The sequence below is a fragment of the Spongiactinospora sp. TRM90649 genome (assembly GCF_029382225.1).
Taxonomy (GTDB): Bacteria; Actinomycetota; Actinomycetes; order Streptosporangiales; family Streptosporangiaceae; genus Spongiactinospora.
The window spans coordinates 109,072-131,179 of record NZ_JARLTC010000003.1 but is presented as its reverse complement, the minus strand read 5'-3'; the positions used below and the strand labels follow the sequence as shown (position 1 = coordinate 131,179).

The window sequence follows — 22,108 nt, the reverse complement described above, 5'->3', positions numbered from 1 at the left end:
CGCCGCGTGCCGCAGATCGTACGGCCGACGTGCGAGCGGCGAGGCCACCTGAGCTGGAGTGAGCGCGAAGAGCCGGGCGTCCTGCCACACCTCCGTGTACGCCGTTGACGCCACCACTCCGTCTCGCTCGCTCCGGAAGAGTCGCCCATCGGGGCCGACCCCGAACTCTTCGACATGCTCGCGAAGGATCTCGACCAGCTCCGGAGGGATCGGCACCGGCCGTACGTCATCCCGTCCGCGATGCTTCAAGCCGCGAGCCTCGTGGGCGTCTCCGGTGTCGGTCCACCTGGTGTTGACCGACTCGATGCCCAAGCTGGTGGCCTCGACCACGCTGACATCCCCGGCCTGGCAGAACACCACCGTCATCCCCGGCCCGGTCTCCAGCGAAATCGCCGCCCTCAAAAGAGGGGCCGGACCGGCACGTCACCATCAGCGGCAGCTCGACCTTGGTGCGATCGCTGCTACGCGACAACCTGCTCGACGAACTGCACCTCCTCATCCACCCGGTCGTCCTCGGCCATGGGGAGCGACTCTTCGCCGACAGCGGTCCGACCTCGCTGCGATTGGTCCACTCGGCCACCTTCGCCACCGGGGTCCTGCACCTGATCTATCAGCCTGGACCCTGACGGGCGGTGGGCAGAAGCTCGGCGGATTGACCCGGCTGATCGCCGCGACCCGGCGCCCTCGAAGTCGAGGTCGAGGTCGAGGTCGACCCCAGCGTGGGAATCGGCATGCGCGAGTGGTCTGCACGCGACGGCTGATTCATACACCCTTGCATGGACATGACCCTGGGTGTCAGCCGCGTAGTTTGACCGGCAGGGCGGTCAGACGGCTGCCCTGGATGCCGCCGAGGTCGGTTTGTTGGAGTTCGGTGAGAGGGACGGCGAGGCGGGCCTCGGGGAAGTCGGCTCGCAGGACTTCGACGACCGCCTTCAGTTCGAGTTGGGCTAGCTGGGCGCCGGTGCAGTAGTGGGGGCCGGCGCCGAAGGTGAGGTCTGGCCCGATCGACCTGGTGGGGGCGGTGTTGATGCCCTGGATGTCGATGAGCACCGGCGAGCGGGCGGGGAGCCGGATCCCGGCGAGTTCGATGTCGGTGGAGGTGAACCGCCAGAGGCTGAAGGGGGCCGGCGCGTGCAGGCGCAGTGTCTCCCGGACGAACTCGTCGATCGTGGTCGACTCCGCTGCGCCGCTATTGGCGGCGAAGACGCGTGCGAGCAGGAAGCCCAGGGACGGGTCGGTGGTGAGTTGCCCGGCGTAGATGAGCGTGAAGATGAGGTAGTGCAGCTGCGTCTCGGTGATCTCGACCGGGACCCGGTCGCGCAATTCGACGGCGAGGCCGTCCCGGCCGTCGCTCAGTGCGGCGACGGCCAGTTCGCCGAAGGCGGCCATCGCCGCTCCTACCTCCTCGGCGTCTTCGCTGTACATGCCCCGGCAGGCCGCGATGGCCTGGTCGATCCGGTCGCGGGGGACGCCGAGTACGTCGCAGACCACGGTGAGCGGGTACCGGGTGGTGAAGTCGGCCATCAGATCCACCGTTCGGCCGGAGTCCGCGAGCCCGGTGAGCAGGTCGCGGGCGATCGCCGTGATGCGTTCGGAGTATTCGTTCATGCGGCGGGCCGTGAAGAGGGGGGCGTGCGCCCGGCGCAAGGCTTCGTGTGCCGGGCCGTCGTAGGTGGTGAGCGACGGCTGCGTGGCGGCGGTCGGTTCGAGACCTGCTGTGCGGGGGTCCCAGCCGAGCGGTGCCCAGGCCGGGTCTTTGACGATGTGCGGGTGGACGAGGGCCTCACGGGCGAGCTCGTCGTGGGTGATGATCCACACCGGGCCGCCGGCGGGGGCGTCGGCCTCGACGATGGGGCCTGCGGCGCGCAGGAGGGCACGCGCGGGGTGGGGCTCGCCGAGTTTGCGGACGGCGCCGGCGAACGGGTCGATGGTGACATGGGGCGCGGCGGTCATCAGATCTCCTGGGCGGTGGCTGTCATGCGTGGGTGGCGTCGGCGCGCTTGGGGAGCAGGAGCATGAGGGCGGCGGCGGCCACGTAGCAGGTGGCCTGCCAGGGCAGGATCGTGGTGAAGGCATCGCCATAGGCGATTAGGGCGGTGGTGCCCTTGGCCAGGGCGTTGTCCAGGTGGGTGAAGAACACCACTCCGAGTACGGCGACTCCGAAGGCGTTGCCGACCTGGCCGACGGTGGTGAGGACGCCGCCGGCCGCTCCAGCGTCCTTGCCGGGTACGCCCGCCAGTACGACGTTGACCAGGGACGGGGCGGTGAGTCCGAGGCCCAGGCCGCCTGCGAACAGGGGGGCGGCGAGGGCCCAGTACGTCGGGTCGGCGCCGTCGCCGACGATGGGCAGCAGGGCGAGCTGGGAGGCGGCCAGGACCAGCGCGCCTGACACCAGCAGGGCGCGGTGGGCGAACTGGACGCCGATGCCGGAGGTGATGATCGAGCCGACGGCATAAGGCAGGATCACCAGGCCGGTCTCCAGTGCGGTGCGGCCGGTGCCCAGTTGCAGGTAGAGCGACAGCAGGAGGAAGAAGGAGCCGAGAGCGCCGAAGAACAGCAGGGAGGTGGCCAGGCCGGCGGCGAAGGCCCGTACCCGAAGGAGGGCCGGGTCGAGGATCGGCTGCCCGCCGCGCGCGACCAGCCGTCGTTCTCTGATCAGAAACAGGGTCACCGCCGGGACCGACAGCGCCAGGGTGAGGAAGCTCCACCAGGGCCAGCCCCAGTCGCGTCCCTGTATCAGGGGCAAGAGCAGGAGCACCACGGCGGCGGAGACGAGGGCCGCGCCCGGCAGGTCGAGGCGGGCGTCGCCCGGTAGGCGGGACTCGGGGAGGAAGCGGGCTCCCACGATCAGGCCGATGATCGCGATCGGCACGTTCACCCAGAAGATGGCCCGCCAGCCCAGGCCGAACAGGTCGGCCTCGACCAGGAGCCCGCCGAGCAGCGGCCCGGCCACCGAGGCCAGGCCGAGCACCGCGCCGTACGCGCCGAACGCCTTGGCGCGCGCGCCGGGCTCGAACGAGGCGCGGATGATGCCGAACACCTGCGGGATCATGAGCCCTGCGGCCAGGCCCTGCACGATGCGCATGCCGACCAGCACGCCGGGGTTCGGTGCGAGCCCGCAGCCGGCGGAGGCCAGCATGAAGGCGGCCAGCCCGAGGAGGAGCACGCGGCGGCGGCCGAACTGGTCGCCGATTCGGCCGCCGGTGATCAGGCCGGCTCCGGCGGCCAGCGTGTATCCGGCCATCATCCATTGCAGGGACGTTTCGCCGGCACCGAGGTCTCCGGCGATCGCGGGAGCCGCCACGCTGACGATCGTGGCGTCGAGGAGCTCCATGAAGTCCGCCATGAGGATCACGGCGAGGACGATGAACGCGGTGCGCCCTCGCAGCAGGGCGGGTGCCGCCGCGTCCCCGCTCGGTGGGCGGGTGGATGTGGTCATGCTGCGCTGTGCTCCTTTGTCGCAGGGCGATGGGATAAGATGACTGCGTCACGCAGTGACTGTGTTGTGCAGTCACTGTGTCGCGCAGCGAACTTAGCACGATTGCTGCGCCACGCAGCAATCACCGGATGGAGGAATCTCGCGATGACGAACCCGGCCCCGGACAGGGAGGGGGTGCTCGCCGAGGTCGTCGGCAAGGCGATACCTGGCTGGGCGATCCTGGTCGTGCAGCTCAACAACCTCGTCGCCGACCGGCTGGGCGTCACCGACACCGACGTGCAGTGCCTGCACGTGCTGGGGCGTCACGGGCCCACGACGCCGAGCGTCCTGGCCAGGCACGTGAACCTCACCACCGGATCGACCTCACGGATGATCGATCGGCTCGTCGCCGCGGGTTGCGTCCGGAGGGTGGCCGATCCTGTCGACCGTAGGCGGGTCCTCATCGAACCCACGCAGGACGGCCTCGACAGGGTCACCCGCGCTTACGCGGGACTGGTCGCACGCACCCGAGACGACCTCGACGACTTCGACGACGGAGAGCTCGGCGCCGTCCTGCGCTTCCTGGAGACGGCCCAGCGCAGCACCGCCGCTGAGATCCACCGGCTTCGATCCGCCCCTGAAGATTGAAGATCGAGGGGGCGCGCCGCCCCGCCGTCGATTCGGGGCGGGCGGAGCGGACCTGGGCCGGGATGATCAGTCGGGGGTGGTGTGCGCCGGGCGCTCCCGCTGTGCTCTGACGCCGAGGCAGGCCACCACGCGGGATGCGTCGGGAGAGAGGAAGAGCTGGTACGAGTAGGCAGGGTCAGCGCCTTTGACGGTGCCGAAGATGACGTGCTCAAGCGCACAGGCGCCGAGCCGCGTGACGAGCTCGTCAAAGCCGAGGTAGGGAATGTTCTTCCGGTTCACGTGGCGCGCCCGACGCTCGTAGATCCTGGTCAGCGTCCCTCTGTCCACGAAGGCAGAGTAAGCCCAGCGCGGTCCTCCGGCTCCGTCCCAGGTGCAGGACCGCCGAGAAGCGGTCCCATTCGGCGTCGAGGACCTCTTTCTTCTTCTTGCCCATGGCCACAGCGAGTGGGCCGACTATTACGGCCATCTTGGCGCGGCGTTCGACATCCGGATCGATACTTCGGGGCCCGACTTCGGCTGGAAACATTTCGTTGAGCGGATCGGCTCGGGCGAGCACATCGGATTCGGTGGTGAAGAACTGCGGCTGCCGTGGAATCCTCGTACGGTGTAGATTCCAATCGTCGAGCCGACTCCTGTCTATCCGTGTTCGCTGCTTTATCACCGGCAGAACCCGCACCAAGTGCCGGCCCGGCTCATCCGTTCCATCAAAAGCGACTTCCGGCCGTTCGACCCGGAACGGCAATGGCTACCGGCTCCCGACCGCGCCGCGTTCGCCGCGCCCTCGAACTGAACATCCGGCCATGCGGATCTGGACGGACCGGCGCGGACGGTGATGGCCGCCATCGAATCGACTCCGGCGAGATCACCCCGGACGAACGCACCCGCTTTCGCTGCCATCGCCTGGTGGCCGTTCAGCAGACTGGTCGCCCACCCCCGGCCGCGGAAGGGCGCCTACGCGGCATGGCCCTTTCTGGTCGAGGTCATGCGAACCATGATCGCACGGACATTGGACCGGCCGGTCTCAGGTGCGCCAGGGCATGTGCTGGAGGGTCCAGGTGTTGCCGTCGGGGTCGGTGAAGGCGGCGTAGTAGACGCCGCCCAGGTCCTGGACGGGGGCGACGTCCACGCCCTGGGAGATGAGGGTGGTGCGGGCGGCTTCGATGTCGCTGACGACCAGGTGGAGGCCGCGGAGGGTGCCGACGGGCATGTCGAGGGAGTCGACGCCCTCGGCGAGGGTGATGGAGCAGGCGGAGCCCGGTGGGGTGAGCTGGACGATGCGGACGCCTTCGGCGGGGCGGACGTCCACGTCGACGGTGAAGCCGCAGCGGTCGGCGTAGAAGGACTTGGCCCGGTCGATGTCGGAGACGGGGACGGGGACGAGTTCGAGCAGCAATGTGCCCGGGGGGACGGGTGGCGCCGGGGCCGGGGTGGTCTCGGTGGTGTCGGTCATTGGGTGGTCGTCCTTTCGGTGGTTTCGGCGAGGAGTTCGGCCAGGCGGTCGTACGCCTCGCCCACGCCGCGTTCCATGCGTGTGCGCAGCACGCTGTCGCGGGCTTCCTGGGAGGGGTAGCGGACCGTGGTGGTCATCGCGGTCCGGCCGTCGTGTTCCTCGAAGAGGGTGGTGACGACCGCCGCGCCTTCTTCCCAGCCGTCGTATGTCTCGGTCTGGACGAGCCGTGCCGGGGGCTCGACTTCGAGGAAGACGCCGCCGTGGCCCAGCTCGGCTCCGCCCGGGCCGTGCGATACGAATCGCCACGAACCGCCCGGGCGGAGGGTGATCTCGCAGACGACGAGCCGCCAGCCCTTGGCGCCGTGCCAGCGGCGCAGCAGTTCGGGGCGGGTGAACGCGTCGAAGACGAGTGTGCGGGGCGCGTCGAACGTCCTGCTCAGCTTGACCTCGGTGGCGGACGGCAGGGTCACCGTCAGACCCTCGGCGTCGTGGCGCGGAGGTGTCACGGAGCCTCCGTCTGTCCGGCTTTGAGCTCGCCGAGCAGGGCGTCCAGGCGCTGGTAGCTCTCTTCCCAGTAGTCGCGGTATTCGGCCAGCCAGTCCATGGCGTTCTTCAACGGGGCGGCCTCAAGCCGGCACGGCCTGCGCTGCGCGTCGCGCCCTCGGGTGATCAGGCCGGCCTGTTCCAGCACCCGCAGGTGCTTGGAGACGGCCGGCTGGGTCATCGCGAAGGGCGCGGCGAGTTCGGTCACCGTCGCCTCACCCTTGGCCAGCCGGGCCAGAATGGCACGGCGAGTGGGGTCGGCGAGGGCGGCGAACGTCGCGTCCAGCACATCGGCAGACACGTTGATTACCTTTCGGTTTTATAACCTTCTGGTGTTCTACCGGCCGGTCTCGAACCCTGTCAAGGGCGTGGGCGCGGGCTGGTCGGCGGCCGTTCTGGGCGGTCCGATCGGTACGGCCGGGCAGCGGGCGCCGCGCGCGGGCGCCTTCAGCGCGATCAGGTAGTCGTCGACCGTGCTGTTGATGCAGTCACTGCGTCCGTAGATGTCGTGTCCCCAGCCCTCATAGGTGAGCAGCCGCGCCCGCTTGCCGATCTGGGCGGCGACGTTGACGGCCCAGGCGTACCCGGTGGACGGGTCGTGCAGCCCGTTCACGAGCAGCAGCGGCGGTCCGTTCTTCACCTTCAGGCGGTGCTGGGGATTGGGGATCGGGTCCGGCTCGCTCAGGCAGATGGCGACGAGTGTCAGGCTGGTCGGGACGATCCCCATGTCCGGCGCGACGGCCTGGGCACGGCGCAGATGCTTCGTGTACTCCCGGTAGTCGCGGATCGGCCAGCGGAAGTCCTTGCAGAAGATCGGGAGCGCATAAGAGAGCGCCGGCTCCGGGTCGGCGGCCGGCTGTGTGGCCGTCTGTGCGGCCGTCTGTGCCTCCGGCGCCGTCGGAGTCGCCGCCGGCAGCCGGGACGCGGAGGCGGGCGGGTTCGGCGCGTTCGCGTCGAGGGCGGCGAGCAGGGTGGCGAGGTCGTACCACGTGGGCACGTAGCCCGCCCGGAACACGGACCGGATCAGGTCCTGCCGGGTGAGGGGCCTGGCCGGACTGCTGGGGTTGCGCACCTCGCCGCGGTCGGCGCGCTCCAGCAGCCGGGTCCAGAGCGCGCGAATGTCCCTGCCGTACAGGGCGCACCGGGCCTCCGCGCCGCACCACTTCACGAACTCGTCGAAGCTGTCCTGGGCGAACGAGGCCCATTCGTAGAGGTAGGGGCCGGTACGTAGGCTGTGGTCCTCATTGCTGTCCAGGACGAGGGCGCGGATCCGGTTGGGGAACAACTCGGCGTACATCTGGCCGACCAGCGAGCCGTAGGAAAGGCCGTAGAAGGTGACCTTCTCCTCACCCAGCGCGGCGCGGATCGCGTCGAGGTCGCGGGCCACGCTCACACTGTCGATGTGGTCGAACACCGGCCCGGTCCGGGCGCGACAGTCCTCGCGCAGCCGCCTGCTGTAGTCGAGCATGGAGTCGAACTCGGCCTGGCTCTTGATGAGCGGATCCTGCAACTCGACGACCAGCTTCAATGAGCAGACGACCGGGCTGCTCTCCCCGACGCCCCGGGGGTCGAAGCCCACGATGTCGAAGCGGCGCTTGAGTTCGGGGCTGAAGTCGTTGAGGGACAGCGCGTAGCTGATTCCCGAGCTTCCGGGTCCGCCGGGGTGGAGCAGGAGCGAGCCGACCCTGGCATCGGGGTCGGCGGCCTTGCGCCTGGCCACGGCCAGGTCGATCGTGGGCCCGCCGGGGTCGTTCCAGTCCACGGGGACGGTCACTTTGCCGCACTCGGCGGTGGGATTCCGCACGCACGGGGTCCAGGTGATCGCCTGGGCCGGTGCTTGGGGGGCCGTCGATTTCTGAGGGGCGGCGCTGGCCGGGGCCGGCGGGGATAACGCCAGCAGCGCCACCAGGGCGGCGGCGAGCAGCGGGACGGTTCTACGCACGCGATCTCCAATCACAGGCGTATGCCGATGTTCCTGACACCCGGATTGTTGATCGGCTGACATTCAATGAACAGATCAAATCGTGTCCGCCGGAGCGGGCCGTCAACAGTCGGCCGCGTCCCGGCCCTGGCGGGCGAACTCTTCCCGGCTGATGACGGCGTCGGCCGACGCCGGCGGTGACCTTCTCTCGTCGGCTCGCTGGATCAGCACCGTGTCCGGCGTCAGCCTGGCCACTCTCTCGGCGGAGAAGTCGAGATACTGGGTGTTGACCTGGCCGTGGCCCCGTCCCCGGTAACCGAAGGCGTGGTAGCGGACGCCGGGCCGCAGCACGAGCGGTCTCGGTTCGGCCGACCAGCCGTACGCCGGGGCGTCCAGGCGGACGGCCGCGCTCCGACCGCGCAGATACGGGGCGGTGAGGTTCACGTCATCCACGCTGGTGGCAGCCGGTGAGGGGCCGTCCGGCGCGTCGGCCAGAGGGCGGCCCGATGCGTCTTCGTGGTGGGAGATGTGGACACCGTCAGGGGCGGCGTCACCGCACCAGGCCAGGACGATGACCGGATGGCCGTCGGCGTCGACGCTTATTCCGGTCGATCCGGATATGGGAGGTGTGCAACCGGTGAGACCGATCGTCCCGATGACGCAGACGGTCGCCGCTACGATCACCGTTAGAGGTCGCATACGCGCACGTTAGGTCGAACTGCCGGTGGCGGTCGCCGCCCGTGATCAGATCGCCTTTCAACCGTAGTGGGGCCGTATGGATCAGCGCAGGGGAGATGGGGGACGGGTGATCGGGCGAGGGCGTCGCTGGTGGTGGGTGGCGGTGTTGGGGGCCGCCACCGTGGTGGGCGCGGGGGTGGTTCTGTCGACCGGGCAGGGGAAGCCGGAGGTGGCGAGTCCGGTGGGGGAGAGCGCGACGCCGAATGCGAAGATCATCGACAAGGATCAGCGGGTCGATGTCGAGGGCAGTGCGGTGGGGCCTTTGTTCGAGGAGCTGCGCCGTGCCGCGGAGCGGCAGGCGTCCGCCGACGCGAAGCAAGAAGACGGCCCCTGACGGCAGGCGTCGATCACCAGGTGACCTCCCAGCGGTACCAAGGGCCCTGGTAGTGGGTGTAGAAGCTGTCGTCCTCGCGCGGGGGCGGGCCGCCGGGGCTCCAGGCGAAGCCCTGCGAACCGTAGAAGCCGGTGTCGCGGATCAGGAAACGGACGCCGGTCGCCGTCCGTTCGATCCCGGTCAGCGAGTAGAGACCGGCCCGCTGGTCGGGCTGGACGGCCGGCGTGGGGCCTGCGGTCACGTCCTGGACCAGGGTGTCGAGGCTCGGGCGGGACAGGGCGAAACGGGCGTCCATCGGCGTGCCGGTGAGGACCAGCCCGATCACCGCCACTCCCATGACGGGCGCAGCCGCCCACCGTATCCAGTGGCGGCGGATTCCCCGGCGTCCTTCGAGGTGGGCGAGTGCCGCGGCGAAGCGGGCCAGCCACAGGGCCGCCGCGCAGGGGACGAGGAACATCGACGGCAGCAGCAGGTCGAAGGAGCCGCCGGGCAGGGAGACGGACGCCAGGACGAGGAGCCCGGTCAGCGCGACGATCGGGAGCATCACGATCCCCGGCGGGGAGATCAGGGCGCGGATGATCGGCAGCAGATCCGAGGAGGCGGGGAGCATGATCGACGGTAGCGCCCGCACAGCTGATCAGGCCAGTCCCACGCCGTGGACGTCGGCTCTCCGCCGGGACGCGACAAGCGGTCACCTATCGTGGTCGAGTGAACACGATGAGGCGCGGGTGTGGTGCGGGGCTGGCACTGGCCGCCCTCGTCGGTCTGGGGTGGACGGCGAGCCCGGCCCCGGCGGGGGCGGAGGTCTTTCCGGCCTGCGAAATCCGGAGTTGCCGGGCGGCATTGAAAGCGCGTGATATCTGGGCGGCCAAGGGATACCCTGCCGATTCCGGCTGGTACACCTGGCCGGGCGGGCTGTACAACTTCAGCGGTGGGCGATTCTTCAATCACGAACGGCAACTTCCCGCCGGTGGCGCCTATCAGGAATATGATGTGGAACCTCGGCCACGGGGGGCGAGCCGTAACGCGCATCGCATTGTCATCGATATTCGCACACGCGCCGCCTGGTTCTCGCCCGATCATTACGGTGATTTTCACCGGCTGGGCGTGATGGGCGTCGCTTCCACCGACGGATGAGTCCATGACCTCCTGAAAGAAGTGGAATCCTCATGTTGGAGACGCAGATCGAGACGCCGTGGGGCGTGAACGCCTACGGCGCGGCGAGCGTGCGGGCCACACCGGATCTGGTGCGGGTCCGGCTGGTCGTCGAGCGCACCGAGCCGACTCCGAAGGAGGCGTTCGAGGCGGGGCAGAACACGGTGACGGGGCTGCGCAGGGTGTTGCGGAGTCATGACATCCCGGACGCGGGCGTGTCGGGGGCGCGACTCACCATGACCAGTTCGTGGGAGGGCTACGGCAAGGAACGGAAGTTCCTCGGTTACACGTGCGAGGCCGCGTTCACCATCGAGTCCGGCGATCTCGACGGTCTCCAGCGGCTGCTGATCGACGTGGTGGACGCGGGCGTCAACCGGCTGGAGGCCGTCGACTTCGACGTCCGCGCCAAGGCCGAGTTGCGGGAGCGGGCGCGGCGCTCGGCCGTGGACGCCGCCAGGGCGAAGGCGGAGCTGTACGCCGAGGCGGCCGGTGTCCGGCTGGGCCGGGTGGTGCACATCAGGGACGTCGATCCGGACTCAAGGAGGGTCCAGTCCTACCGGGGTCACGGGGCGAGTGCCGAGGCGGCCGAGGAAGATCTCGCGCCCGGGAACGTGGTGGTCTCGGCGGCGGTGGTCCTCGGCTTCGCGCTGGAAGAGAGCTGAGCCGGCCGCGCTGAGCTGAGCCGGGCGCGCTGAGCCGAGCCGGTCGCGCATGCCCCCGCCCCGTGCCAGGAAGTGCTGGTCGGGGGCATCGGCGGCCCCCCAGTCGTGGCCGACGATCACCGCGCTCTCCTCGCCGAGGGCGCGGACCACGGCGACGTTGTCATCGATCAGGTCGAGCATCCGGTAGGCGCTGATGTCGTCGGGTTTGGAGGAACGGCCGTAGCCGCGCACGTCGATCGCGACCGCCCGGTGGCCGGCCGCCGCCAGCGCGGGCAACTGGTGCGTTGCCGCGATCAGCCTACGCGCCACAAGGACACAGAGCGCGAGTGCCGTGTAACGCAGCGGCAGAGCCGCCGATAATCAAACACGCACCTTTACCCGCGCGTCCACCGAGTGAACAGCCTGTGAAGCCACCCTCGCAATTTCCATCATGAACATGCCCCGATACCTTGCCATTTCGATTCCCGAATGGTTGCAGAATCCGGCATGGCTGGTGACGGCCGCGCTCTTCGTCCTACTCATCTTCAGAGATGTCGCCAAGGACCTGTTGTCGCAGGCGATCGAGAGGTCCGCCCTTTTCCTCTACGACCTGATCGGCACCCGCCTGCTGCGCAAACGCGCCGTCAGGCGCTACAGCCGTACCATCAGGGAGAAGTACGGCCGGGTGAACATCCCGTTCCTGGAAGGCCGCGCCCTGGCCATGCAGGACGTCTACGTGCCGATCAAGGCGGTGAACGTCGGAGACTCCGAGGTCAGCTCGGAGGCGTACGAGAGCCTGCGCGCCGCCGGGACCGCCGTGATCACCGGGCCGCCGGGCTCGGGGAAGTCGATGCTGCTGCGGCACTCCGTCCTGCTGTGGGCGCTCGGCGACGGCAAGAGCCGCCTGGCCAGGGTGCCCGTCCTGCTCGACCTGCACCGCTGCAACGGCGACGAGACGACCACACTGGAGCAGCACCTGACGGCGCAGCTCGGCCGCGACGGCCTGCCGTCCCCCGCGAGGTTCCTGAGCCACCTGCTCAAAACCCGCAGGCTGTCGGTCCTGCTGGACGGTCTCGACGAGGTCGGCTCCCGCGACCGCACCCGCGTGGTCGGCTGGATCAAGGACTTCGTGGAGGCGAACGAGGGCTGCCAGGTGCTGGTGACCTGCCGGTCGGCGATCTACGAGGGCCAGTTGTCCCCGCAGATCTCGCAGGGCTACCGGGTGGCGGACTTCGACCAGCAGCTCATCAGGCGGTTCCTGCGCGGCTGGCCGGGCATGCCCGGCGGGCAGGCGGTCGACCAGTTGCTGGGCGCGCTGCGCAACACCCCGAGGCTGCTCCAGCTCGCCAAGAACCCGCTGCTGCTCACCATGATCGCCTACCTCTACAGCGACGTGTACGACGGCAAGGAGCAGATGCTCCCGCACTCGCGCGCGGAGTTCTACAAGGAGGCCACCGATGTGCTGCTGCGGCGGCTGAAGAGCGCGATCAACCAGTACCCCGGCCCCAGCAAGAAGCTGGTCCTCCAGCATCTGGCGATCACCGGGCTCAGCCGTCCGCACTCGGACCGGGACCGGCTGACGCTCACCTACACGCAGGTGCTCAAGGAGATCGCCGACATCCTGCCCATGGTCAACCTTGACGCCCAGCACGCCGAGCCGCTGCTGAAGGAGATCGTCGAGCGCAGCGGCCTGCTGCTGTCCGTGGACGGCGGCGAGCGCTACCAGTTCGCTCACCTGACCCTCCAGGAGTACCTCGCGGCGGCCCATCTGGAAGGTGACCCGGAGACCCTGCTGAACTACCACCGCAGGGACCCGGGGACCTGGCGCGAGCCGGTGAAGCTCTGGTGCGGGAACACCAGCAAGGACAGCCGGCCGGTGATCGCCGCCGTTTACGACCGCGATCCGGTGCTCGCCTTCGAGTGCCTGGCCGACGCCCAGCACGTCGATCCCGACCTGGCGGAGTCGATCACCCATCGCTTCGAACGGCAGCTCGACGTGGTGCTGGGCGCGGAGCGCCAGGTGGTGATCGGCGCGCTCGGCGCGGTGGCCTCGGACCGGCGGCCCCGAGGGCGGGCCGTCTTCGCCCACCTTGAGCGGGTGCTCCGGGATCCTGGCGACAGCCGCTGGAACGGCGCGGTGCAGGCGCTGGCCTCAACGAACCTGCCGGAGGCGGTCACCGTCCTGACCGAGGCGCTGGTCCGGGAGCAGGGAGAGACCCCGCGCCACCCCGCGCCTGCGGCGGGTTCGGTCCCCCCGTTCGACCCCCACGTCAGGACCCTGCGGGACGCGCTGATCTCCATGGGCGACATCGCGATCCCGGCGTTGGAGGAACGGGCCCGCCAGGGCATACCGGGCGCGCTCAGCGACATCGCGGCCATTGGCACGCCCTCGGCGCTGCAGGCGCTGATCGGCCTGGCCTACGACGAGGGCGGGCAGGCCCTCAGGGCGGGCTGGTACCTGGCGACCATGCTCGGTACCGCCGAGTTCGACGAGGCGCTGGCCGCCGAGCGGTCCGCCCGCACCGGCTCCAACGGCGGAAGCTGGCACTGGGTGTGGGATCCGTTCCGAGCGGGTTCGTCCCCGGCCGCGAACCGGGTGGTCGATCGGGTGGTGCAGCTCATCAACGATCGGTCCGCCGGACAGCCGCCGGGCGACCTGGGTGACGTCGACGCCCGCCTGGCCATCCCCCTCGCCGCGACGGCGCTGAGCCGAATCTTCACCACCCTGCCCGAGATCGACGCCGGGACGCGAAGGATGATCACCGAGCTGCCGGTGATGCTGCGGCCCAGGGCGCACGTCGTGGCCCCGCCGCCCTCGGCGCGCGCCCGTGAGTACCACGACATCCTGCACGACTGCCTGCTGCCGAGAGACGAGATCGCCGACTCGGACCGGCGTCTGGACGCCATCGCGACCCGCCTGCTCTCGCTCGACTGGTATCTGCTGCGCTCTTTGCAGAAGAACACGGCGGAGGAACTGCTGCTCCGCGCGCGGGACACGCCGTCCCGGCTGACGCGCGGCCACTGGCAGCAGATCTTCGTCTCGCCCGCCGTCAACCAGGCCAAGGCGCGCCGGGCGCGCCGGGCGTCGCAGGCGCTGCTGATCGCGCTGTGCGCGACGGGCCTGGTCACGGGCCTGGCTGGGGTCTTCGGGCTGTTCGACTTCGGGTTCTACTGGATCTCGCTCCTGGGCGGCGCGGTGGTCGCGGTGAGCCGGGGAGTGCCCTGGCTCGGCCGCCGCCGGCGGCAGCGGAGGACGGCCGACCTGCCGCCCATCGTCGGGCGGGCGGCCTGCGCGCTGATGATGCTGGGACTCGCGGCGGCGACGGTGGCGCTGGGCGGTCTGGTGGTCGCCGCCCTTCTCGCCATCGGGCTCGCCCTGCTCTACCTCTCACTGACCATCCGGGCCGGTTCGCTGCTCTCGGGTAATCTCATGCGTGATCTCCTGGAGATGGAGCTTCAGGCGAGCCTGGACAGCACATCGGTCATCGGACGCTGAAGGACGGCCGGCGGGCGGCTGAAGGACGACCGTCGCCAGGGGAGGCGCGTGTGCCCGGCGGAACCTTGTACGTCATCGTCTGCGCCGCCGAGGCGGGCGGCGAGGTGGTCGGGCTGATCGACCGGGCGCAGGGCGCGGGCTGGGCCGTACAGGTGGTGGCCACGCCGTCCGCGCTGGACTTCCTCGACATCCCGGCCCTTGAGTCGAGCACCGGGCGTCCGGTGCGCAGCCGTTACCGCAGGCCCGGCGAGCCGAAGCCGCCGCGTCCTGACGCCGTGATCGTGGCCCCGGCCACCTTCAACACCGTCAACAAGTTCGCCCTGGGCATCACCGACACCTACGCCCTGGGGCTGCTCGCCGAGGCCCCTGGCCTGGGGATCCCCGTGGTGGTGGTCCCGTTCGTGAACGCCGCGCTCGCCTCGCGCGCGCCGTTCCGCCGCGCGGTGGACGGCCTGCGCGCCGAGGGCGTCCGCGTCCTGCTCGACACCGGCGACGGCGAGCCCCGCTGGGAGGCCGCCCTCGCCGCCCTCGCCGCCCTCACCGAGGACACCGGAAGATACGCCCCCTGATCACCGGTGCCCGCTATGCGGGTGCCTCCCGCCTGTCCGGCGTCTCCTCGTACGTCGTCCGGCGGCGGGACGACATCAGCGCCGGCACGGCCACGGCCAGCGCGGCGATCGCGGCGACCGCCGCGCTCACCCGCAGGCTCGCGGTGTCCGCCGCCGTGGTGGCGTCCAGCGCGGCTTTCAGCGACCGCTCGGGCAGCTCACCGAGGGACTCCAGCGCGTACCGGTCGCGAATGGCGTCGGCGATCTCGGGCGGCAGCCCGGGGGGCGGCGTCAGCAGGACCCGATAGGCGACGGAGCGTACGCCTTCGAACGCGGCGAACCCGAGCACCGCGCCGAACTGCCTGGCCAGTTCCGGCAGCGCGGCCGGAACCCCGGCGCGCTCCGGCGGCGCGGCCCCCACGATCAGCTCGATCGCCGGGACCAGCGCCAGCCCGGCCCCGAAGGAGAGGACCATCGTGGTCACGATCACTGGAATCGCGCCGATCTCGGAGCCGATCAGGGCGAGCGGCGCGACCCCGGCCGCGATGACCGCCAGCCCGCCGCCCACCACCGAGGCGGAGTGGGCACGCCGCGCGAACACCGGGGCGAGCAGGTGACCGGCGACCATCGCGGCCGCCGGCAGCAGCAGCGTCCAGCGTTCCAGACCCGGATCCAGCGCGACGGACCATCGGGCCAGGTCCGCCCCCAGGGTGGCCGTGCCGAGCGACATCGCCGCGACCAGGAGCACCGTGACGAACCCCGCGACCGGCGGTCGGGAGCCGAGGAGCGGGACGGCGGCGGGCCCGCCCCGGCGCAGCACCACGACCGCGCACAGCGCGAGCCCCGCCGCCACGGCCACCGCCGGAACCACCGCGACCTCTTCGTACGCGAGCGCGCTGAGCCCGTAGAGCAGCGCCGCCACGGCGACCACCGACAGCGCCGCACCGGCCGCGTCGAACCGTTCCGCGCCGGGATCACGGCTTTCTGGGAGCAGCGGGGACAGCGCGAGCAGCAGTAGCGCGATGGGCGCCTGGCATAGGAACACCCAGGGCCACCCGAAGTGCTCGGCCACGATCAGGCCGAGCGCCGGCGCGGCCTCGGCCCCGGCGTATCCGCTGGCGATCAGCACGGCGATGGCGGTGAGCCGCCGTCCCCGGTCCGGGAACATGTTCCTGACCAGCGCGAGCGTGGCGGGGATCAGCGCGGCGGCGGCGAGGCCGAGCACCGCGTGGGCGGCGATGAGGGTCGCGGCGCCGGTCGAGAAGGCGGCGAGCGGCGCGGCCAGGCCGAAGCCGGCGGCGCCGTATCGCAGCAGCCTGCGCCTGCCCACCCGGTCGGCCACCGCGCCCATGGCGATCAGGAAGGCGACGGACAGTAGCGTGTAGGTCTCGCCGAACCAGGACAGTCCCGCGTCGTCCAGGCGCAGATCCTCCGCTATCTGGGGCGTGACCTGGTCGGTCGCGGCGCTCCCGGTCGCCACGAGTAGCGCGGGCAGGACGAGGACGGCGAGCCCGGCCCACGCCGGGCCGCCCCGTTCTCCGACAGCCATCAGGAACCCCCGTGGTCAGTGGTGTCGCACCCATATGGGTTGTATCGGGGAAGGTAGCGCAGCGGGATGCGGTGGTGGCCGGAATGATCGAGCTTTCCGCAGACGCGCTCTGACGTGCCGGTTTCCAACCCTCCGAGGCCGTGGCGTACGCGGATTCGCGTATGTCCGAAGCCGCTTGCGGGCGGATGTCCGGGGCGGCTCCCGCTGGCGAGAATCGCCGCTGTGATGCCAGATGAACACCAGACCCGGCGGCCGCCGTGCTGAGCGTGATCTCCCGTGCGCTGCGCACGCCCGAGCTGCGCGGGAAGCTGCTCTTCACGCTCGGCATGATCGTGCTGTTCCGGTTCGGCCAGATCCTGCCCGCGCCCGGCGTGCACGTGCGCAACGTCACGGCCTGCCTGACACAGGCCCAGGCGGGCTCCTCGCGCACGGTCTTCGACCTGGTCCAGTTCTTCAGCGGCGGCGGAATGCTGCGGCTGTCGGTCTTCGCGCTCGGCATCGTGCCGTACATCACGGCGAGCATCGTGCTCCAGCTCCTCGCGGTGACGATCCCCCGGCTCGCGGCGCTGCGCAAGGAGGGGCAGGCGGGCAACGCGAAGATCACGCAGTACACCCGTTACCTCACCATCGGGCTGGCCGTGCTGAACGCCACGGCGGTGGTGGCGATGGCCCGCTCGGGGCAGATCTTCCCGTCGTGCCGGCTGCCGCTGCTGGCCGGCCAGGACCTCCTCACCACGATCACCCTGGTGAGCACGATCACGGCGGGCGCGATCGTGACCATGTGGATGGGCGAGCAGCTCACCGAGCGCGGGGTGGGCAACGGCATGTCCATCCTGATCTTCACCCAGGTGGTCGCCGTCTTCCCGTCGTACCTCACCACGATCATGCGGCAGAGCGTCGCCGCGTTCGTGATGATCATGGTGCTGGGGGTGTTCCTGGTCGCGGCGGTGGTGTTCGTCGAGCAGGGGCAGCGGCGCGTTCCCGTGCAGTACGCCAAGCGCATGGTGGGCAGCAGGACCTACGGCGGGACGTCGACGTACATTCCGATCAAGGTGAACCAGGCCGGGATCGTCCCCGTCATCTTCACCTCCTCGCTGCTGATGCTGCCGCAGCTCGCGGTGTCCGTGGCGGGCCCCGAATCGGGCGTGGCCGCGTGGGTCAACCGCTACCTCGTGTCCGGCGACCATCCCGTCTACATCGTGTCCTACTTCGCGCTCATCGTGTCGTTCGCCTTCTTCTACGTGTCCATCACGTTCGACCCGGCGGAGGTCGCCGACAACCTGCGCAGATACGGCGGGTTCGTGCAGGGCGTCCGGCCGGGGCGGCCCACCGCCGAATACATGAACTACGTGCTGACGCGGATGACCGCGCCGGGATCCATCTATCTCGGGGTGCTGTCGCTGATCCCGATCGTGGCGTTCGTCCTGCTCAGGGACCCCGGCACGCAGCAGAACTTCCCGTTCGGCGGCGCGAGCATCCTGATCATGGTCGGGGTGGGTCTGGAGACGGTCAAGCAGATCGAGAGCCAGCTCCAGCAGCGCAACTACGAGGGCTTCCTGCGCAAGTGACGAGCGGCGGGGCTCAGGATTCGGTGGGGATGGCCAGGCCCGCGCGCATGGCGAACACCACGAGCTGGGCCCGGTCGCGGGCCCGCAGCTTCACCATCGCCCGGCTGACGTGGGTGCGCACCGTCTCTGGGCTGATCACCAGCTCGCGGGCGATCTCGTCGTTGGACCGGCCGGTGGCCACCCAGGCGACCAGCTCGCGCTCTCGCGGGGTCAGCTCGTCGAGCCCCGCGACGGCGGGCGCGATGCCCCCCGCCAGGTGGCGGCCGAACATGCCGATCACGCGCCGGGTCACCGACGGGGACAGCAGCGCCTCGCCCGCCGCCACGACCCGGATCGCGTGGGCGAGCTCCTCGGGGGCGTTCTCCTTCAGGATGAAGCCGCTCGCGCCCGCCTGGAGCGACTCGAAGACGTAGTGGTCGATCTCGAACGTGGTCACCACGACGACCCGCAGGTCGCGCAGGACGGGGTCGGCGGCCAGCGCCCGCAGCGTGGCGACGCCGTCGGTGCCGGGCATCCGGATGTCGAGGAGCAGCACGTCGGGGCGGGTACGGCGGACCAGTTCGAGGGCGGCGGCGCCGTCGGCCGCCTCTCCGACGAGTTCGAGGTCGGGCTCGCGCTCGATGAGAACGCGCAGGCCCATTCGCACGACCGCCTCGTCGTCGGCGAGCGCGATCCGGATCACGCCTCGTCCCGGCCTCTCGGCGCGCAGGACGCGCCGCCGTCCGCACGGGGGAAACGCGCCACCACCCGGAACCCGCCGTCATCCCGCGGCCCCGCATTGAAGCACCCCCCGGCAGCCCGCGCGCGAGCCCGCATCCCGGCCATCCCCCGCCCCTCCGAAGCCCTCACGGCAGCGGATCCCACCCCCCGATCGGAGACGTCCACGACGAGGTCGCCGGGGGTGCCGTCGGGGGTCGGCTCGTGGGCGACGCGCACTACGGCTCGGGTGGGGCCGGCGTGGCGCATGACGTTGGTCAGCGACTCCTGCACGATGCGGTGGACGGCCGCCGCCACGTGGGCGGGCGCGGCGCCGGCCCGCTCGTCCACTTCGAGGTCCACCGGGAGCCCGGCGGCCCGCACGTTCTCCACCAGCCCGCGAAGGTCGTAAGGCCCTCCGTCGCGGCCCGCCCCGGCGCGCGGCTCGGCGGGGGCCATGGTGTCGAGGGCGGCGCGGAGGTCGGCCAGGGCGCGGGTGCTGGTCGAGCGGATCGCCTCCAGCGAGGCGCGGGCCTGCTCGGGCCGCTCGTCGAGCATCAGCAGCGCGAGCTTGGCCTGCATCGCGATCGCGGCCAGACCGTGCCCCGCCACGTCGTGCACCTCGCTCGCGATCCGGGCGCGCTCGCGTACGGCGGCGCGCTCGGCCACCTCGTGGTAGACGTCACGCCGCGCCTGCGGAGCGGCCGGAGACTTGGCGGGCACCGGCCCGAGCGATGCCGGCTGTCCGTTCTGCGCGGCGGGCGCGCTGAGCCCCCAGGGCAACGCCAGCCATCCGGTCCAGGCGAGCACCAATACCACCGGCAGGTCGCTCACCCTGGGCAGATGCGAGGGCATCCGAGGGACGGCCGGGCCCCGCGCCGCGAAGAGCGCCCGAACGCCACGCCTGCGCACCACCTCCAGCGTGGCCAGCAGCGCGACCCCCCACCCCGCCACGCCTCCGGCCCCCGAGACCACCGCCCACACCACACCCAGCACGACCGCCACCACAAGGGCCGCGTCATCACCCCAGTACGGCTGCGAGGCAGGGGGGAGCCCGCCGGGTCCAGGGCCGGTGGTGGGCCGGACGGACGGCTGTGGTGCGCGGTGCTCGGTCACCTTTCCCCCGCAGCTCTCCCGACGACGCCGAGCCGATCTGTTCGTGAGACTAGTCGATCCGGTCCGCCTGTCCCGCCCCGCGTGGCGGCAGAATCGCCCTGTGAGAGGAATCTGGCGATACGTGTGCGACGGCGGCCGAAACCGGCCGCTCCGGCTCGCGTTCGTGGTGGGCATGGTGCTGGCGTTCGCGGTCGCCTCGGTTCCTCTCGCCAAACCGGTGGACCTCGACGTGGACCCGAACCGGGTGGTGGCCGTCGCCACGGCGGTGATGCGGGGGCGGGTGCTGCCCGGCTGGGACGGCGGGCGCGTCCCCTACGCCTGGGGCGGCGGCCACGCGCGGCGTCCCGGGCCGTCCCTCGGCACCTGCCTCGGCTATCGCGGCAAGATCCGCCCGTGCCCCGCGGAGGAGACGGTCGGCCTGGACTGCTCCGGCCTGGTCCGTTGGGTCTACCACCTCGCGTACGGCGACGACGTGCTCGGCGGCGGCACCACCAATGACCACATCAGGCGTATGCAGCGGGTGTCCCCAGAGGCGGCCCGCCCCGGTGACCTGGTGTTCTACGGCAAGCTGAGCAAGCGCCGGGCCCGCACCCACCACTCCGGCATCTACGTCGGCGGCGGCCGGATGATCAACGCGTTGCGCACCGGCACCAAGGTGCGGCTGGACGAGGTCACCGTCATGGACGATCTGATCGGCTACTACCGACTCAAAGACGACAGATAGCACGCTGATGGGAAATCGCATACCTGTTCGGTATGAGCGATACGCGTGTTGTTCAGGGAAACCAGTGGGACTTCGGCCTAGTGTGTCCGTTCGTGGAGAGGCGATGGGTCGGGCCGGACGGCTACGAGATCACCGGTGCCGTCCGGGCGGGGCGGCCGGTTCTCCGGCTGCGCAGAAACGGTCACCTGGTGGCCGACTGCCTGTCGGTGGCGCAGGTCGCGCGGTACGTCGATCTCGCCGACCTGTGCGAGATCATTCCGCTGCCGCGACGTCCGCGCGGGGCGGACCACCAGGGCCGCGCGACGGACGGCGGAGCCCGCCGGACCGGCGAGCCCGAGGCCGGAAACGACGGCCGGTTCTGATTCGCGTCAGATGAGCGTGGAGTGTATGGTTACTCGTGTCGCGAGGCCGGAACGGGTCCCGCGAGATCAGCCCCTATAGCTCAGTCGGCAGAGCGTCTCCATGGTAAGGAGAAGGTCAACGGTTCGATTCCGTTTGGGGGCTCCATTTCGCACCATCAAACGCTCGGTCCGGCGGTTCCGGATTTGGGCGTTTCGCATGTGACTTCACCCATGCCGGTACAGGAACGGCCTCCCGTCCGCAGACGAGAGGCCGCACTGTTCCCGCAGCAAAATCACCCCAGTTAAAGGGCCTGTCCGGATCTTAGGGCAGCCGGGGGTGGATTCCGGGTCACGATTGCCTGGGAAAACGCCGGGCGGCCCGGCCGCCCAAAAGTGCCCATTTCCATGCGAATGCCCCCGCGACCTGGGGAAATACCCAAGCTGCGGGGGCAGTCAGAGCCGCGTCAGGAGCCTGCGGTGCAGGCCGACATCTCGTCGGCGGTCTGCGCCTTCTGCAGGCACTCAGAGGTCTTCTGCAGCTCGTTGAGCTGGTTCTGCGTCTGCTCGCTGACCGAGTTGACGAGCAGGACGCCCAGGACGAACCAGACGATGGCCACGATGAGGCCGAGAGCGCCGGTGATCACACCGGTGAGGGCGGCGCCCTTGTTGTTGGCCGCGCCGGACGACACCTTGCGCATGCCGACGATGCCGAGCACGATGCCGACGATGCCGAGCACCGCGCCGAGCCAGAAGGTGAACGGGATGATCGCGAAGACCAGGCCGACGATGCCGACGATCAGCGCCGCCAGGCCGAGGCCGTTCTGCGGCTGCGCGCCGCCGCCGGGCGGGCCGTAGTAGCCCTGACCGGCGTCGCCGCCGGGGCCGCCGTAGTAGCCCTGCTGCGGCTGCTGCTGGTACTGCTGGCCGCCGGGCTGCTGCTGACCGTACTGCGGCTGCCCGGACTGTCCGTACTGCGGAGGGCCTTCATTGTGGGCCATCGATGCTCCTGATCGAGGGAGGGAGGGCGCGCGCTCGCGCGCCTACAGGGAATCTGTGACTCTGAGCCGTCGTCGCGGGCACCCCGACAAACGGATGTTAGCCAGTAAAGCGAAATATCCAGCTTTTATAGCAACTTTATGGCAACGGTGCAGCCGCAAAACGGCCTGAAGGCCCTCGTCCAGCGCGGGCGGGGGCCTTCAGTCGTGCCTGCCGAGGTGCGCGG

General features: G+C 70.4%; 23 protein-coding genes, 1 tRNA gene and 2 pseudogenes. 12 read left to right on the top strand and 14 right to left on the bottom strand.

Features of this window, described 5'->3' with window-relative positions; genetic code table 11:
* Positions 1-416: 416 nt before the first annotated feature.
* A pseudogene (locus tag P3X83_RS04860) lies at positions 417-626 on the top strand (dihydrofolate reductase family protein); the annotation flags it as partial.
* Between the two features lie 169 nt (positions 627-795).
* Here the strand turns inward: P3X83_RS04860 and P3X83_RS04855 are convergent.
* Both P3X83_RS04855 and P3X83_RS04850 read right to left on the bottom strand, forming a co-directional pair.
* Complete coding sequence (locus tag P3X83_RS04855) at positions 796-1,953, bottom strand: cytochrome P450 (protein ID WP_277303629.1); 1,158 nt, start codon at positions 1,951-1,953, stop codon at positions 796-798.
* Between the two features lie 22 nt (positions 1,954-1,975).
* A complete protein-coding gene (locus P3X83_RS04850; RefSeq protein ID WP_277303628.1) occupies positions 1,976-3,439 on the bottom strand; it encodes an MFS transporter in 1,464 nt (487 codons plus the stop codon).
* A gap of 144 nt (positions 3,440-3,583) precedes the next feature.
* On the opposite strand from P3X83_RS04850, the gene P3X83_RS04845 reads away from it, so the two are divergent.
* A complete protein-coding gene (locus P3X83_RS04845) occupies positions 3,584-4,066 on the top strand; it encodes a MarR family transcriptional regulator (protein ID WP_277303627.1) in 483 nt (160 codons plus the stop codon).
* Between the two features lie 66 nt (positions 4,067-4,132).
* On the opposite strand, the gene P3X83_RS04840 is transcribed toward P3X83_RS04845, so the two are convergent.
* The gene (locus P3X83_RS04840; RefSeq protein WP_277303626.1) at positions 4,133-4,393 is read right to left on the bottom strand and encodes a hypothetical protein; all 261 of its coding nucleotides are present in this window, start codon (positions 4,391-4,393) and stop codon (positions 4,133-4,135) included.
* A gap of 43 nt (positions 4,394-4,436) precedes the next feature.
* Between P3X83_RS04840 and P3X83_RS04835 the strand changes: the two genes are divergently transcribed.
* Positions 4,437-4,676, top strand: coding sequence for a hypothetical protein (locus tag P3X83_RS04835; protein ID WP_277303625.1), 240 nt, complete (start codon positions 4,437-4,439; stop codon positions 4,674-4,676).
* A 411-nt stretch (positions 4,677-5,087) separates the two neighbouring features.
* Here the strand turns inward: P3X83_RS04835 and P3X83_RS04830 are convergent, their stop codons facing one another.
* The 5 genes from P3X83_RS04830 to P3X83_RS04810 all read right to left on the bottom strand — a co-directional run bounded on the left by P3X83_RS04830 (position 5,088) and on the right by P3X83_RS04810 (position 8,679).
* The gene (locus P3X83_RS04830) at positions 5,088-5,516 is read right to left on the bottom strand and encodes a VOC family protein (RefSeq protein WP_277303624.1); all 429 of its coding nucleotides are present in this window, start codon (positions 5,514-5,516) and stop codon (positions 5,088-5,090) included.
* Entirely contained in the window at positions 5,513-6,022 is a 510-nt protein-coding gene (locus P3X83_RS04825) for an SRPBCC family protein (protein WP_277303623.1), read from the bottom strand. Before P3X83_RS04825 ends, P3X83_RS04830 begins: the two co-directional genes overlap by 4 nt.
* On the bottom strand, positions 6,019-6,360 hold the full coding sequence (locus tag P3X83_RS04820; protein ID WP_277303622.1) for a metalloregulator ArsR/SmtB family transcription factor: 342 nt from the start codon (positions 6,358-6,360) through the stop codon (positions 6,019-6,021). Before P3X83_RS04820 ends, P3X83_RS04825 begins: the two co-directional genes overlap by 4 nt.
* Before the next feature lie 36 nt (positions 6,361-6,396).
* A complete protein-coding gene (locus P3X83_RS04815; protein ID WP_277303621.1) occupies positions 6,397-8,001 on the bottom strand; it encodes an alpha/beta hydrolase in 1,605 nt (534 codons plus the stop codon).
* Between the two features lie 102 nt (positions 8,002-8,103).
* Positions 8,104-8,679, bottom strand: coding sequence for a hypothetical protein (locus P3X83_RS04810; protein ID WP_277303620.1), 576 nt, complete (start codon positions 8,677-8,679; stop codon positions 8,104-8,106).
* Between the two features lie 136 nt (positions 8,680-8,815).
* Here P3X83_RS04810 and P3X83_RS04805 point away from each other — a divergent pair, with 136 nt between their 5' ends.
* Entirely contained in the window at positions 8,816-9,052 is a 237-nt protein-coding gene (locus P3X83_RS04805; RefSeq protein WP_277303619.1) for a hypothetical protein, read from the top strand.
* A 13-nt stretch (positions 9,053-9,065) separates the two neighbouring features.
* On the opposite strand, the gene P3X83_RS04800 is transcribed toward P3X83_RS04805, so the two are convergent.
* Positions 9,066-9,683 (bottom strand): hypothetical protein, encoded by a 618-nt coding sequence (locus P3X83_RS04800; protein WP_277303618.1) that lies wholly within the window; start codon positions 9,681-9,683, stop codon positions 9,066-9,068.
* Positions 9,684-9,769: 86 nt separating this feature from the next.
* Here P3X83_RS04800 and P3X83_RS04795 point away from each other — a divergent pair, with 86 nt between their 5' ends.
* Complete coding sequence (locus tag P3X83_RS04795; protein ID WP_277303657.1) at positions 9,770-10,189, top strand: ribonuclease domain-containing protein; 420 nt, start codon at positions 9,770-9,772, stop codon at positions 10,187-10,189.
* Positions 10,190-10,221: 32 nt separating this feature from the next.
* Positions 10,222-10,869, top strand: a complete 648-nt coding sequence (locus tag P3X83_RS04790; protein WP_277303617.1) for an SIMPL domain-containing protein — start codon at positions 10,222-10,224, stop codon at positions 10,867-10,869.
* Positions 10,870-10,878: 9 nt separating this feature from the next.
* Here the strand turns inward: P3X83_RS04790 and P3X83_RS04785 are convergent.
* A pseudogene (locus P3X83_RS04785) lies at positions 10,879-11,178 on the bottom strand (alpha/beta fold hydrolase); the annotation flags it as partial.
* Positions 11,179-11,305: 127 nt separating this feature from the next.
* On the opposite strand from P3X83_RS04785, the gene P3X83_RS04780 reads away from it, so the two are divergent.
* Both P3X83_RS04780 and P3X83_RS04775 read left to right on the top strand, forming a co-directional pair.
* Entirely contained in the window at positions 11,306-14,344 is a 3,039-nt protein-coding gene (locus tag P3X83_RS04780; RefSeq protein WP_277303616.1) for an NACHT domain-containing protein, read from the top strand.
* A 50-nt stretch (positions 14,345-14,394) separates the two neighbouring features.
* Complete coding sequence (locus tag P3X83_RS04775; protein ID WP_277303615.1) at positions 14,395-14,913, top strand: flavoprotein; 519 nt, start codon at positions 14,395-14,397, stop codon at positions 14,911-14,913.
* Positions 14,914-14,926: 13 nt separating this feature from the next.
* On the opposite strand, the gene P3X83_RS04770 is transcribed toward P3X83_RS04775, so the two are convergent.
* Positions 14,927-16,441 carry an MFS transporter gene (locus P3X83_RS04770; protein ID WP_277303614.1) on the bottom strand — a complete coding sequence of 505 codons (1,515 nt, stop codon included), beginning with the start codon at positions 16,439-16,441 and terminating at the stop codon, positions 14,927-14,929.
* 257 nt (positions 16,442-16,698) lie between these two features.
* On the opposite strand from P3X83_RS04770, the gene secY reads away from it, so the two are divergent.
* Complete coding sequence (gene secY / locus P3X83_RS04765) at positions 16,699-18,009, top strand: preprotein translocase subunit SecY (RefSeq protein ID WP_277303613.1); 1,311 nt, start codon at positions 16,699-16,701, stop codon at positions 18,007-18,009.
* A 13-nt stretch (positions 18,010-18,022) separates the two neighbouring features.
* On the opposite strand, the gene P3X83_RS04760 is transcribed toward secY, so the two are convergent.
* Positions 18,023-18,691, bottom strand: a complete 669-nt coding sequence (locus tag P3X83_RS04760; protein WP_277303612.1) for a response regulator transcription factor — start codon at positions 18,689-18,691, stop codon at positions 18,023-18,025.
* Positions 18,688-19,821: a histidine kinase gene (locus tag P3X83_RS04755; RefSeq protein WP_277303611.1), complete on the bottom strand. Its 1,134-nt coding sequence runs from the start codon at positions 19,819-19,821 to the stop codon at positions 18,688-18,690. The genes P3X83_RS04760 and P3X83_RS04755 overlap by 4 nt, the downstream gene beginning before the upstream one ends.
* 100 nt (positions 19,822-19,921) lie before the next feature.
* Between P3X83_RS04755 and P3X83_RS04750 the strand changes: the two genes are divergently transcribed.
* From P3X83_RS04750 to P3X83_RS04740, 3 genes are all read left to right on the top strand, one after another.
* Entirely contained in the window at positions 19,922-20,545 is a 624-nt protein-coding gene (locus P3X83_RS04750; RefSeq protein ID WP_277303610.1) for an NlpC/P60 family protein, read from the top strand.
* A gap of 92 nt (positions 20,546-20,637) precedes the next feature.
* A complete protein-coding gene (locus P3X83_RS04745) occupies positions 20,638-20,907 on the top strand; it encodes a hypothetical protein (protein ID WP_277303609.1) in 270 nt (89 codons plus the stop codon).
* A gap of 69 nt (positions 20,908-20,976) precedes the next feature.
* A tRNA-Thr gene (locus P3X83_RS04740) sits at positions 20,977-21,052 on the top strand.
* Positions 21,053-21,350: 298 nt separating this feature from the next.
* Here P3X83_RS04740 and P3X83_RS04735 read toward each other — a convergent pair.
* Positions 21,351-21,884, bottom strand: a complete 534-nt coding sequence (locus P3X83_RS04735; protein WP_277303608.1) for a DUF4190 domain-containing protein — start codon at positions 21,882-21,884, stop codon at positions 21,351-21,353.
* Between the last annotated feature and the right edge of the window lie 224 nt (positions 21,885-22,108).

Bases quoted from the DNA above. Each gene is read 5' to 3' on its own strand.
- P3X83_RS04855 (WP_277303629.1), bottom strand. From the start codon at position 1,953: ATGACCGCCGCGCCCCATGTCACCATCGACCCGTTCGCCGGCGCCGTC.
- P3X83_RS04850 (WP_277303628.1), bottom strand. From the start codon at position 3,439: ATGACCACATCCACCCGCCCACCGAGCGGGGACGCGGCGGCACCCGCC.
- P3X83_RS04845 (WP_277303627.1), top strand. From the start codon at position 3,584: ATGACGAACCCGGCCCCGGACAGGGAGGGGGTGCTCGCCGAGGTCGTC.
- P3X83_RS04830 (WP_277303624.1), bottom strand. From the start codon at position 5,516: ATGACCGACACCACCGAGACCACCCCGGCCCCGGCGCCACCCGTCCCC.
- P3X83_RS04810 (WP_277303620.1), bottom strand. From the start codon at position 8,679: ATGCGACCTCTAACGGTGATCGTAGCGGCGACCGTCTGCGTCATCGGG.
- P3X83_RS04795 (WP_277303657.1), top strand. From the start codon at position 9,770: ATGAGGCGCGGGTGTGGTGCGGGGCTGGCACTGGCCGCCCTCGTCGGT.
- P3X83_RS04790 (WP_277303617.1), top strand. From the start codon at position 10,222: ATGTTGGAGACGCAGATCGAGACGCCGTGGGGCGTGAACGCCTACGGC.
- P3X83_RS04780 (WP_277303616.1), top strand. From the start codon at position 11,306: ATGCCCCGATACCTTGCCATTTCGATTCCCGAATGGTTGCAGAATCCG.
- P3X83_RS04770 (WP_277303614.1), bottom strand. From the start codon at position 16,441: ATGGCTGTCGGAGAACGGGGCGGCCCGGCGTGGGCCGGGCTCGCCGTC.
- P3X83_RS04735 (WP_277303608.1), bottom strand. From the start codon at position 21,884: ATGGCCCACAATGAAGGCCCTCCGCAGTACGGACAGTCCGGGCAGCCG.